Annotated in this window: 12 protein-coding genes and 1 pseudogene; 4 read left to right on the top strand and 9 right to left on the bottom strand. The window is 39.7% G+C overall.

Annotated elements, in window-relative coordinates:
* Nucleotides 1-4: 4 nt before the first annotated feature.
* From rplE to HHO47_RS10990, 4 genes are all read right to left on the bottom strand, one after another.
* Complete coding sequence (gene rplE, locus HHO47_RS11005; protein WP_004589209.1) at nucleotides 5-544, bottom strand: 50S ribosomal protein L5; 540 nt, start codon at nucleotides 542-544, stop codon at nucleotides 5-7.
* A 16-nt stretch (nucleotides 545-560) separates the two neighbouring features.
* Nucleotides 561-875 (bottom strand): 50S ribosomal protein L24, encoded by a 315-nt coding sequence (gene rplX / locus HHO47_RS11000; protein ID WP_016710194.1) that lies wholly within the window; start codon nucleotides 873-875, stop codon nucleotides 561-563.
* Between the two features lie 10 nt (nucleotides 876-885).
* On the bottom strand, nucleotides 886-1254 hold the full coding sequence (rplN, locus tag HHO47_RS10995) for a 50S ribosomal protein L14 (RefSeq protein ID WP_011329449.1): 369 nt from the start codon (nucleotides 1252-1254) through the stop codon (nucleotides 886-888).
* A 277-nt stretch (nucleotides 1255-1531) separates the two neighbouring features.
* Nucleotides 1532-3472 (bottom strand): AsmA family protein, encoded by a 1941-nt coding sequence (locus HHO47_RS10990; RefSeq protein ID WP_169020343.1) that lies wholly within the window; start codon nucleotides 3470-3472, stop codon nucleotides 1532-1534.
* Nucleotides 3473-3653: 181 nt separating this feature from the next.
* Here HHO47_RS10990 and HHO47_RS10985 point away from each other — a divergent pair, with 181 nt between their 5' ends.
* Both HHO47_RS10985 and HHO47_RS10980 read left to right on the top strand, forming a co-directional pair.
* On the top strand, nucleotides 3654-3815 hold the full coding sequence (locus HHO47_RS10985; RefSeq protein WP_169020365.1) for a helix-turn-helix transcriptional regulator: 162 nt from the start codon (nucleotides 3654-3656) through the stop codon (nucleotides 3813-3815).
* Nucleotides 3816-3964: 149 nt separating this feature from the next.
* Entirely contained in the window at nucleotides 3965-5128 is a 1164-nt protein-coding gene (locus HHO47_RS10980; protein WP_169020342.1) for a hypothetical protein, read from the top strand.
* A 195-nt stretch (nucleotides 5129-5323) separates the two neighbouring features.
* On the opposite strand, the pseudogene HHO47_RS10975 reads toward HHO47_RS10980, so the two are convergent.
* The 5 genes and pseudogenes from HHO47_RS10975 to HHO47_RS10955 form a co-directional block, all read right to left on the bottom strand.
* A pseudogene (locus HHO47_RS10975) lies at nucleotides 5324-5506 on the bottom strand (aldo/keto reductase); the annotation flags it as partial.
* A gap of 179 nt (nucleotides 5507-5685) precedes the next feature.
* Nucleotides 5686-6018 carry a Bor/Iss family lipoprotein gene (locus HHO47_RS10970; RefSeq protein ID WP_169020341.1) on the bottom strand — a complete coding sequence of 111 codons (333 nt, stop codon included), beginning with the start codon at nucleotides 6016-6018 and terminating at the stop codon, nucleotides 5686-5688.
* Complete coding sequence (locus HHO47_RS10965; protein WP_169020340.1) at nucleotides 6015-6329, bottom strand: Bor family protein; 315 nt, start codon at nucleotides 6327-6329, stop codon at nucleotides 6015-6017. Before HHO47_RS10965 ends, HHO47_RS10970 begins: the two co-directional genes overlap by 4 nt.
* A gap of 305 nt (nucleotides 6330-6634) precedes the next feature.
* A complete protein-coding gene (locus tag HHO47_RS10960) occupies nucleotides 6635-10213 on the bottom strand; it encodes an ABC transporter permease/M1 family aminopeptidase (protein WP_169020339.1) in 3579 nt (1192 codons plus the stop codon).
* Nucleotides 10214-10222: 9 nt separating this feature from the next.
* Nucleotides 10223-11104, bottom strand: a complete 882-nt coding sequence (locus tag HHO47_RS10955) for an ABC transporter ATP-binding protein (protein ID WP_169020338.1) — start codon at nucleotides 11102-11104, stop codon at nucleotides 10223-10225.
* A gap of 202 nt (nucleotides 11105-11306) precedes the next feature.
* On the opposite strand from HHO47_RS10955, the gene HHO47_RS10950 reads away from it, so the two are divergent.
* Together HHO47_RS10950 and HHO47_RS10945 are read left to right on the top strand one after the other, a co-directional pair.
* A complete protein-coding gene (locus HHO47_RS10950) occupies nucleotides 11307-11984 on the top strand; it encodes a nitroreductase family protein (RefSeq protein ID WP_169020337.1) in 678 nt (225 codons plus the stop codon).
* A 180-nt stretch (nucleotides 11985-12164) separates the two neighbouring features.
* Entirely contained in the window at nucleotides 12165-12509 is a 345-nt protein-coding gene (locus tag HHO47_RS10945) for a rhodanese-like domain-containing protein (RefSeq protein ID WP_169020336.1), read from the top strand.
* Nucleotides 12510-12543: the final 34 nt, after the last annotated feature.

Below are 12543 nucleotides of genomic sequence, written 5' to 3'. Positions count from 1 at the left end.
ACCCTTATTTCTTGAATGGGAAGTTAAACGCTTCTAACAACGCACGGCCTTCCTCATCTGATTTCGCAGATGTAGTGATTGTGATATCCATACCGCGCACGCGGTCTACTTTATCATAATCAATTTCTGGGAAGATGATTTGTTCACGTACGCCCATGCTGTAATTACCACGTCCATCAAAAGACTTAGCACTCACACCACGGAAGTCACGGATACGTGGGATAGCGATTGAAACCAAACGCTCAAAAAAGTCCCACATACGCTCGCCGCGTAGGGTTACTTTACAACCAATTGGGTAGCCTTCACGTACTTTAAAGCCAGCAACAGATTTGCGCGCTTTAGTAATGAGTGGCTTCTGACCAGCGATTGCTTCTAGATCCGCAACAGCGTTGTCTAGAATTTTCTTGTCAGCTAGGGCTTCGCCCACGCCCATATTCAATGTGATCTTTTCGATCTGAGGGACTTGCATGACAGAGCTGAAACCAAACTTCTCTTGAAGTTCAGCAACTACTTTGTCTTTATATACTTCATGCAGTTTCGCCATCATTCTACTCCAACTATTAGATAGTTTTACCAGTAGATTTAAAGATACGTAATTTCTTACCATCTTCAATCTTGAAACCTACACGATCTGCTTTACTCGTTTCCGAGTTGAAGATCGCAACGTTTGATACGTCAATAGACGCTTCTTTCTCAACAATACCACCTGGCTGGTTCAATTGTGGAACCGGCTTTTGGTGCTTCTTGATTAAGTTAATGCCTTCGACAAATACTCGACCAGACTCGGTAACAACTGAAAGCACTTTGCCGCGCTTACCTTTGTCTTTACCTGCTAGAACGATTACTTCGTCATCACGACGGATTTTTGCTGCCATGATTGACTCCTTACAGTACTTCTGGGGCTAGTGAAACGATTTTCATGAACTTATCATTACGAAGTTCGCGAGTCACAGGGCCGAAAATACGTGTACCAATTGGCTGCAAGTTATCATTTAAGATAACAGCCGCATTGCTGTCAAAACGGATCAAAGAACCATCTGGACGACGAACGCCTTTCTTAGTACGCACAACTACCGCGTTTTTAACATCACCTTTCTTCACTTTACCGCGAGGAATTGCTTCTTTTACAGAAACTTTAATGATGTCACCAATCGCTGCATAACGACGGTGCGAACCGCCTAAGACTTTAATACACTGCACTTTGCGAGCGCCGCTGTTATCAGCAACTTCCAGCTGAGTTTGCATTTGGATCATGTTAATGACCTCCGGTGTAGTTATTACAACTGCTTTAAATTTGTTTAAAATCAAAGCATTTAGGTTAAAAACCACTCAAAAAACAATCTAGTTGTCTCATAAGGGCGGGCAATTGTATCAGCATTGCGGGGGGAGTGGTAGGTTATTTTTTAATTAATTTAGAATAACGAGGATGGTTGTTTTGTCGATGCAATCTATTTTGCTATTTTAGCATTGATTATAAAACAATCAGGGTAATTTTATGCCCTGATTGTTTTATCACCGAATAAAGTCGGCATTAATTGCCAAACAAACCTTTTAACTTATCTTTAATTTTATCTTTCGCTTTTTCTTTTACTTCATCTTCTGCCGCTTTGCTTACATCTAAGCTAATGCCAACATCATGAAATGGCCCTTTAATGCGCACCGGTATTTTAAACCCCGTACTGTCATCTGTCGTGTCCTGCCCCTCAAGTGAATCTACAATTCCTGTTACTAAGCGGTAGTTAACAGTCGTAGCAGGAAGGTTTATATCTCCTTCACCACTGATGCGCACTAACGGGCTTAACAAACTCAGATCTGTGTTTTTACCTACGCCATTGGTAAAGTTAAAGCTGCCAGTTAGTGCTGAGAAGTCAGTTTGCTGGGAATTATCAAAGCCAGTATCTAGCCCTTGTGATATTGCACCAAAGTTACCCTTAATTAGCTCTTTGCCTTTGCGAACCATTTCAGCAATGTTGGCACCTTTTACGGCACCATCAGCAAACTTAAATGCTAGTTTACCCTGTAGGGCGTCCATAAAATCTTTTTGGCTCTGACCTGATGTCACTAAGTCCCAATTGAGTGAACCTTTGCCCATTAGCTTATCAAAGCCTGCAGCATCTGTTAGCAATGGTTGTGCATCTATTTTATCTAACGAGAAGTTAGTGTTAATTTTATAAGGAGCTTGTTTCGCATTAACCGTTATTGTGCCTTTACCATTACCTTCATAGGCAGCAAACTTATCGAGGCTGATTTTTGCTACGCTTTTGTTTAGGTTTACAGTGAATTGATTAGCACCAAGTTTGATTTCATTTGCTTTTAAGCCACTTGAACGGATCACGATATTAGCATCAAGGGCATTTAAGCCACTTAAATCTATTTTTGTGTCATCCCATACAATTGGTTGCGCTGGCTCATCACTTGCAGGTTCAGGTGTATCTGTTTGCGCTACCGTTTCTGGTAGGTATGGGTTTAAATCAAGCATGCCTAAATCTATATCAGCAGTCACAGCTAGGCGCTTACCAAGATTTAACTCACTTTTACCTTTGATTTCTAACGCATCTAATGTCGCAACCAATTCAGCTAAGTTAAATTTATCACCTTGCATACGCATTTTGCCGCTAACACTAAATGCATTAAAGGCGCTTTCTTTAGCGTTCAGCTCGACTCCCTGCCATTTAGCAATGTCTTTGACTGAATCACCACTGAGCGCTAATTGACCTTGAATATCTTTACCTTGACCGGCTATTAAGCCTTTAAACTCAACATCAACTAACTTTGAAGTGACATCAGTTGTCACATTAAATGTATCACCTTCTATTGCTTTAGCTGGGTTATCAACCGTTACATCAAGCTCAAAGCGCTCTTGCATATAAGTGATCCCACCTTTGACTTCGAGTGATTTATGTAGTGAAGGCAGTAAGATAGCTAATTCTAAATCGCTAATTTGCTGTTTAGCTCCCGTTTGACCATCTAAATAAGTAAACGACCCACCATATATAGCTACTTCACCTAATTGAATATCAAAGTTTTCAGGTAGTTTGACTGCCTCACCTGATTGAGTTTGCTGCTCAGGTTTCTTAGCTACTGCATCAAATAACTGCCAGTTAGCTTTACCATTTTTATCTGTTTCAAGCAGAATATTTGGTTCATTAATCACAAACTTTTCTAGTTTAAGTTCACCACCAAATAGCGAAAGCCAAGGAATATGAACTGCAAGTTGCTGCATGCTTGCCATATCTGCACGTGAGCCTGTTTTCATATTGGCAAAGTGCACATCTTCAAGTTCAAGTTTTAATGATGGAAAAACAGATAAGGTTTTATCACCTTTAATGGTCAGAGCTCGACCTGTAGTTTGCTCTACCTGTTGCGAAACTTTATTAAAGATTGCATCGGTAGGGATTAAAAACGGCGCGGCAACAATTAAAGCAACAAGCAATAACAGTATAACGCCAATAACTTTAAATAAGGTTTTCATGATGATCCTTTCAAATGTGCAAATAATACTCTTATCATAGCGGGAGTTAATACTAAAATCATTGCTAGAGCTATAAAAAAACCATTTTCTAGCAGTAACACCTGCAATATAAATTCTTACTGAAACATTTTGATACCTTTAAACGCAAACCACATAGCAGAATTTCTGCAAAGCAGCTAGCCTGTCGCAGCAAGAACTAGCCGATGCGATTAATGTTTCACGTAAAACCATTTGCACAGTCGAAACATCACACTTTACTCCGTCGGTGATCATTGCATTGAAGATAGCACAACACTTTAGTACCTCGGTTGAGCGGCTATTTATACTCGATGAGCACGATTAATACAGTAAGGTCGCAATCTTGAGATTTCATAACTATCTTGATTGCATCCCTTCTATTCTTAGGTATGATGCACAGCCCTGTTGTTTTGAGGCGTTTTGCGCTAAAATTAAACAACATGAAAAATGTATCTAATCGGAGTACCATCAGGCATGAAAAAACTGCTCATTTCACCTTCACAAATGGCATTAGGCGAACAAGAAGGCCAGATTTATCAAAATATTTTAAAACAGGCTTCTGAGATCAGCTTAAATCTAATGGCGGTGAAAATAGAAAATCATCCTGAAGACTTCTTAGGTTGGTGTTACGAACTACTAAATGCTAGTCGTGACCGTATCAATCTTGATTTGCTAGAAACCAACCAGTTACCTATTTTAAAGAAACTTCATGACTTATTAATTTCAGCAATTAGCTTTTTGCAATTAAAAACACTACGTGTAGCCCCTTGGCCAGTCGTCAGTGTATTTGTTGAGCAGCACAAAGACGTTTTAGCGCTTGATGAGCAATTACGTCTGACTCAGTATATTACTGGTATTCGTGAACAGTCTTTAAAAGACATGATCCCTGAAGACTTATTAACCTTTACTGGTAAACATACTTCAGCACTTGATCCAAGTAGCTATAACTTTGATGTTGAATGGTTCAGCTCAACCAAGAGCGCCAAAGCATTTCATCAAATGCTTGCTGACCTTCCCGCTCTATTTGATGAAGCGTTAGCGCATATTCCTCTTGAAGGCGAAGTAACAGAAGCTGATTACCAAGAGTTTGTACTCAAATACGTACACGCTTTTACTGACAACAATGAAAAGCCAACCTTAGCACCTGCAACTCGTTTATTGGCAATGCGTCGCCCTGATGTATTTACACCATTAAGCAACTCACGTTTAGACGCCTTATGTTCTGCGTTAGCAATCACCAAACTAAACAATCGTGATTTTGCACGCTACTGGCAAGATATTGTACAAGCGATTCATGCGATGTCTTGGTTTAAAATGGCCAATGGTGACAGCGAGCTGGATCAACAACTTGTTGCTATCAAAGCGTTAATCCCGTGCTTTTTCTATTATGCAGATAGCAACAGTGCTGAAAACTCAAATTACATTAAGTTATTGAGTAAACCAAAACGTACTACCAGTACCACTACTAAAAAAGTGCGTCGTGGTAAAGAATCAGCTGAAATATTAGTTGACCGCGCCCTAGCTGTCGATGATATACCTGAGCATATTCGTGATAAACGTGACTCTATTATTAGTGAAGTACAAAAAGGCCGTGGCGTTGCTGAGACCATCAGCCTAATGCGTACTATTTTTGGTTAAACCACAGTAAAAAATACAAAAGCCCGCAGCAACCAAGTTGTGCACGCGGGCTTTTTACGCACCAATAAAGTGCGCAAGCTTCGTACAAAACAATACTCTCCTTTCACTATGAATATTTATATCTTTGTTTATAAAGCCGATCTTCCGCACCCACTTTAAGAATAAATTTTCTGATACTGTTCACCTAAACAATCAATGATGGTTTGCCTGACCCGCCAACCCCAAGCTTGGAAATGCGGGCTTAATATCACACTTGGTAATAATTTTAATATCATCACGAATGCTTGGCTTTAATAACAACGCCTTACCAAACTGCGCTTCACAGCCATATCCACCGTAAATGTCAGCGTGATCGGTGTGCCTTACGCCAGCCTCTATACGAATGGACTATATTCTACTAACTTAATATACTTTTAATAGAGAGAAGAAGATAATATATCCAGCATATAAAAAGCACCCATTAAAAAGTGAGTGCTATGCTAACTATATGATTGAGTTAAAATAAGGTTAAGATACTTAACTAGTACAACTTTAACATGAACTTTGATTATTAAAAATTACTGCACTTTATACGGTACCTGTGCACAGCTCACCTCAACTGTTTTTGGGGACCAAATAGGCCCAACTTCGTTAACAACAATCAATTCTGCTAAGCCATTAGTAAATGATTTATAAGTGTGCACACTTTGCCATTGCTGATCAGGGCAAATCTCAGATAAATCAACCGCATTCGAGCCCTCATAAAGAGCGGCGGCAAAGTTGTGATGCCATTGCTCACTTTTATGGTTTTCAGCTAAGTCATCATATTCACCGTTATCAAAATGAATATTAGTACACCCCGCTAACACGACAATAAATACAATAGTGAACAACCCCGTTAACTTTTTCATATTCCAACTCCTTCGCTACCTTGCTCCTGACACCAGACTTTAATTGTGTGTGGTGCATAAATACCTAACGTGACTAACCCTAGCGCACCATCGGTAAATGTTTGTTGTGATTGCATTTGCAACACAGTTTGATCGCCACATAGCTTTTTTACATCAACACGCTGCTCACCAACCAGTCCCCACATAAAAAATGGACGGCTATCTTGATAAGTTGGTTTTGAGCTAAGTTTAGCCATTTTTTGTGGTTGGATTGTTACAGCTGAACATCCCCCAAGCACAATAAATAACAAACTAATTAAAAAAATTCGCATAACTTGATCCTGATTAATTTAGTGGGGTAGAGTGTAAAATAAATGCGTACTAACAAAAGTAAGAAACTGTATTGAAAATGTAGAAATAAACTGTATTCATTAGCTTGGCAAGCTTTTGTAGGAACTTTATCTTATTTAGAGCGCCTAAAATGCAGTAACATTCTTTTTTTAGTCAAATTGCTTTAAGGTTATAGATGAAACACTTACCCCATAATATATACATTTTAGAGCAATAGAAAAGCCGCAATAAATGCGGCTTTTCACCTTGTGAAAGTGGATATAAACCAAGTCTCAGCTAACGAACTTTAAAACTTAGCCAAGTTATCAATACTATCTTTATCAATTAACTTAACAAAAGGATCAACCCCTGCGAAAAGCGGCTTTTCTTTCACTTTTAATTCAATGGTGTTAGTGCCGGTTACTAACCGGTGCTTTTGTGAATAAATCACAAAATCTTCAGCTAGTAGGTTTTCAGGATCATCGTTAAATAATGCAATATCAATCATTTCATCAAGTGCTTGGTCGGTTTCTTCACCTTGACCATCAGCACGCTTTTTAGCGGCCTCGACAGTTAGAGTGACAGTGTACAAGCCATCACTATCCGCCTCGTCAGATACTTTTGCCTTTTTCATGGTCAGCTCATATAAAGTGATATACATAAACTGATCATCAATAAACGCTTGCTCTGCAGCACTTGCATCACGCTTTAAATAGCTAAGTAAATCAAGCGTGGTAGGATAAGGATTATTTTGATATTTAAAATCACTAACAAACTCTTTTAAGATACGATTTAAACGCTCCTCACCAAACAGGTCATGCATAGCCATCATCACCACAGAACCTTTTTGGTAATAAATATGTGCTTGAGTTTCTACTTTATACAACGGCATTTCTTGATATGCTTCAACCGAGCGTCCTTGCAAATACTTATCAAGTTCATACTTTAAGAATTTACGTAGCTTTTGCTCACCGTATTTTTTCTTAAGTACCATAATTGCGCTGTATTGCGATAGGCTTTCTGACAATACCGCAGCACCTTGCACATTAGCTCCGATAATCTGATGCCCCCACCATTGGTGCGCTACTTCATGAGCTGTAACATAATACGGCACATCAATCTTACTACTATCTCGGTTATCAGTGATAAAACCTATTTTCTCTGAGTAAGGTACAGTATTAGCAAAACTTTGCGCAAAAGACTCATAACCAGGAAACTCAATAATACGCATTTGCTTATGTTGGTAAGGACCAAATTCAGCAGAAAGGTAATCAATTGAATCAGTAACCGACTCAATCATACGATCGACGTTCCATGCATGATCTTGATGGTAATAGACTTCAACATTTACTCCGTTATGCGTTATTTTTTTAGACTCTAAACGAGCAGATAAAATGGCATAAAAGTTTATTATTGGTGAATCCATTTCATAACGGAACGTGCGTCGTCCATCAGTCACTGTTTCACTTTTTAAATAACCTGGTGCAATTGCAAATTGCGACTCATCAGTAGTAATGGTTGCAGCAAAATTGATAAAACCACCATTCGCGCCAAACATGCTTTGTTTGTAATACTGAGTGTTTTCAAGCTTATTAGCACGCTGTAGCTCAGGTAAGCCTCGTTTACGACGCTCATGTTTATCCGTTAATTGATAATTGTCGTTATAACCAAAGCGCGGAAATAAGTGCCAATTATCAATAAAAGTGCCATTAGCAACAAGCTTCGTATCGGTGTTACTATCGGCAAAACCTTGGTGGCTGCGCTCGACTGAAATCTCACCTTGGCGCACTTCACCTGGCATTAATGGTTGCGTAAATTCAAACCATGCTGAATTATAGTCAGGTAATTGTTCAGCAATTTCGCCACCGACAATTTTTACATTCCACTGCGGACTGTGACCAGGTTTACTCACTAAAAAGCGCTTGATTGGTTGGTCACTAGTATTAGTGATGAGCACATTGGCAGTGGCAAGCATTTTGCGCTGTTGTGGATATATCTCAACATTAAGATCTACATCAGTGATTATCGGCAGCAGATCATCTTTATATTGTACAAACTTCTGCTCATATTCAACTTGCAAGTCTTCTAACTGGTCATGCGTATAAAAATCATTTAGCACTCGGGTATTGTAATATATCTGTGCACCCACAGCGATAAATACCACTAAGCCAAGTACCGCTGCCATTTGCCCTTTTCGACCTAAGTTATATTTTAACTGCGCGAAGCGATTACGTAAGCTTTGTGACGGACCGCGGTGCCACAATGCAAGCCCAACAACAGCTAACATCACACTTAAACCACTCCAATAAAGTGTGTACCACGCCACGCCAGTTAAGTAATGGCCATAACCATTAATATCCGAGTAAGGAGCTGGGCTTGACTGGGCAAAGTGGAACATATTATGGCTAAAACCATAATTACTCAGCACGATTGAAACTAAGTAATACAGTCCAAATAATCCCATCCCAATGTATTTATTTGCACTGACTATTTGTAGAAAAAAGGCCAAAATAGCGAGCATCACAAAAGGCAAGAAAGAGAAATAACCCAATCTAAATAGGTATTGCCCAAACTCTAAATTAAACTGTCCTTTAACTAACTGCACAACAATTGTCAGTATCATGCTAAAAGTATAAAGCAAACCAATCACACTGACTAAAGCTAATAACTTAGAAACCCAAAACACACTGTTGTGTACCGGGAAGCTATCGACAATATCGCCCATCCCACTGCTGCGTTCACGCCACACTAATTCAGCACTGTAGTACACAATGACAATGGTGATTAATAATCCAATGGCGTTTTGAATGATGCCTACCATATTTTGGGTAACAGGCCAGTTAACAGTGCCATACCAACCAATTGGGGCGAATAAAGGCACCATTAGTACAGCTAAAGTAATAAGGCCTAAAATCAAAAATGGCGCACTGATCACAACATGCTTAAATTCAAACACACAGCGTAATAATAATTGTTGCTTGATCGAGCTTGCGCTTGTTTTGTGATTTACCGAATAGGCAATCAATGCGGCCTCTTTCTGTTTAGTGAAATTAGACGCAGCTAGTTTTTTCTTTTCCCGTTTAATGACAATTCGTGACGACAGTTTTCCAGATGCAAAAAATATAACAATGGCGAGCGTAATCCACAATAAACGGTTAAATAGCAGTACACCTGTCAATTCTAACGTTTGACTATTTTTATCACTTGCGGTCCAATAACGTGTCACATCAAGTAATGAGCCACTGGCAAAAGGATCGGCATAGCTCACAATCCAACGAAATGCTAAATCATCAAAGTAAACTGATATTGTTGAATAAGCGATTAAAAAGGCCACAGCGGTAAGGTATACCGCCATCATTGAACGAAAATACGTGGCCACACCATTGAAAATAGCTGCTAAAACAAACAGGCTCGGCACTGCGATATAGAAATAAGCAGTTAAGTAATAATGTAGCTTATTAGCACCCACCAGCTCAGGGTCTAGCCAACCAACCAGTAAACCAAAACTTGAACCCAAATATATTCCCAGCGGTACAGACGCAAAAATAATTGCCACAACACTATAGGCACCTAAGAATCGCCCTAGTTGATACATGAATGGTTTAAATGGCTTACTAAATATTAGCTCCGCCATATTCGTTTCATCATTGCGAATCGCAGAGCCGGCAACAAAATTTACCACCAGAAAAATTGCAAACTGAAGTAAGCCACTCATTAACATCAAAATACTAAATGGCGAGTTTACATTGACATTACTGCCGCCGAGTAAGAAGTTATCACTGCTACTTGCAAAGAAAGCCGCTAAAAAGAAAATTAGCGTAGTCACATAAAACGAAGGCTGACGTATAAAATAACGCAGCTCAAAGGTAAGCATATTTAAAAACATGATATTCCCCTACACTGCACTGGTGTTACGATGCTGATGCAAAGTAGAAAAATACACATCTTCTAAGTTGGCATTGCTTGCGCTAAACCCTTCTGGCGCTTGCTCGCTATAGACATTTAAAATTGTCTGCCCAGCAAACAAGCGCTTTGAAATTACAGGCAGGTGCTGCTCTAACTCTTGCGCCTCTGTTTGGCTCATTGTTTTGTGCCAAATTTTACCTTGGAGCTTATCGGTCAGCGCGATAGGGTTGCCTTCAAGTAATATTTTACCACCAGCGAGTACCGCCATATTTGGGCAAAGTTCTGCTACATCTTCAACGATATGAGTTGATAAAATAACGACTTTCTTCTCACCTAAACTTACTAGTAGGTTATGAAAGCGATTACGCTCTTCAGGATCAAGGCCTGCGGTTGGCTCATCCACAATCAATAAATCAGGGTCGCCCAATAATGCTTGTGCTATACCAAAACGCTGACGCATACCACCAGAAAAACCACTTACCGCTTTATTACGGTGTTGGTACAAATTAGTATGCGCTAATAAACCCTCAACGGACTCCTTACGTTGCGCTTTATTATCAAGTCCTTTTAATACCGCCATGTGATCCAATAAATCATAAGCAGTAACACGCGGGTATACACCAAAGTCTTGCGGCAAATAACCTAAGCGCTCACGTAGCTTTTGTGGATCTTTAAATACATCAATGCTATCAAATTCGATACTTCCTGCATCTGCTGTTTGCAAAGTTGCAATTGTGCGCATAAGTGATGATTTACCCGCACCATTTGGCCCGAGCAGCCCAAACATACCTTTTCCAACTTTTAAATCAACGCCTTGCAGTGCTTGTACACCATTATCGTAGGTTTTTGATAGCCCGTTTATTGATAGCATTATTACTTCCTAGTATTTGATTTCTGTAATTATTTATACAAGCAAGTTACATTATTGCTAGATTAGGAACAAGAGTTGTGAGTTATAAATTTGTAACAGAATGAAAACAGAAAAGCTAAACTGTAAAGTAGATACTACTTGCACCGAGTTCCAGTAATCGGTATAAAAATAGTTACCAACATTTAATAAGAAACAAAAAGCCATGCAGCAACATGATCATCAACCACTTACAGACTTCATTGAATACTCACATGAGCAGATGATAGAACGCGCTAGCGAATTTTTAACGACGAGTCAGCGTCGTCATACTATTCGTAGTTTTAGCGACCGATCGGTGCCAAAAGAAATTATTCAAACCTGCATTAAAGCCGCAGCCACAGCGCCAAGCGGTGCAAACCACCAACCGTGGCACTTTGTGGCAATTAATAGCAGCGATATTAAAAAGCAAATTCGTGAAGCGGCTGAAAAGTTAGAGCGTTCATTTTATCAAGGCCGCGCAGGAGAAGAGTGGCTAGATGCGTTAAAACCACTAGGCACTGATGCCAGCAAACCTTATTTAGAGCATGCGCCTTGGCTAATTGCCATATTCAGTCAAAAAAAAGGAGGTATAAACACAGATGATAAAAACACCAACTACTATGTGCATGAGTCAGTCGGAATTGCCACCGGCTTTTTAATTCAAGCATTACATCGCGCGGGGCTTGCAACACTGACTCATACACCTAAACCAATGAGCTTTTTAACCGATATTTGTGGCCGCGATAAAGATAACGAACGCCCTTACATGCTGCTTATTGCAGGTTACCCAAGTGATGATGCTACTGTGCCTAATCATGCCTTGGTGAAAAAATCACTGGATGAAGTCGCTACGTTTATTTAGCGTCTTCCGCTTTGCAAACCATTGATATAGTATTGTTATGATCGACTCAACTTTTGAGTCGGTCAAATAATAATAGATTGTTTGCCCATCACGGCGTGTAGCCACTATACTCGCTTTACGTAAACTCACTAAATGGTGCCCACTTATAAATTTTTTACGCAAGCGAGGATTTACAGACTAATGCTTATTTCAATCCCAGATTTAATGAAAATAATTACTCCAAATCAACGCCGTATCGAGGCTGCACAGGCCAAGCAAGAAATTGCTGACAACAAAGGACTATTAATTGACGTACGTGAACCCGCCGAACATGTAGCAAAAGCAGCTATCGGCGCAATTAATATTCCCCGAGGTTTACTAGAAATGAAGTTAATGGAAATCGAGAAAGACCCAGCTCGGCCAATTTACTTACACTGTGCTAGTGGCGCACGCGCAACATTAAGCGCTGAAGCACTTACCCGCGTTGGTTATGAAAACATCACCGTTATTACCTGTAATGCAGAACAGGTTTGCCAAGTATTTTAATGTAATTGGCATAACAGCTTCACATAAAAGTCAT

The organism is Pseudoalteromonas arctica, assembly GCF_012927645.1.
Classification (GTDB): domain Bacteria; phylum Pseudomonadota; class Gammaproteobacteria; order Enterobacterales; family Alteromonadaceae; genus Pseudoalteromonas; species Pseudoalteromonas arctica_A.
Note: the sequence above shows the minus strand (reverse complement) of the source record. Positions and strands in the feature narration are given on the sequence as shown.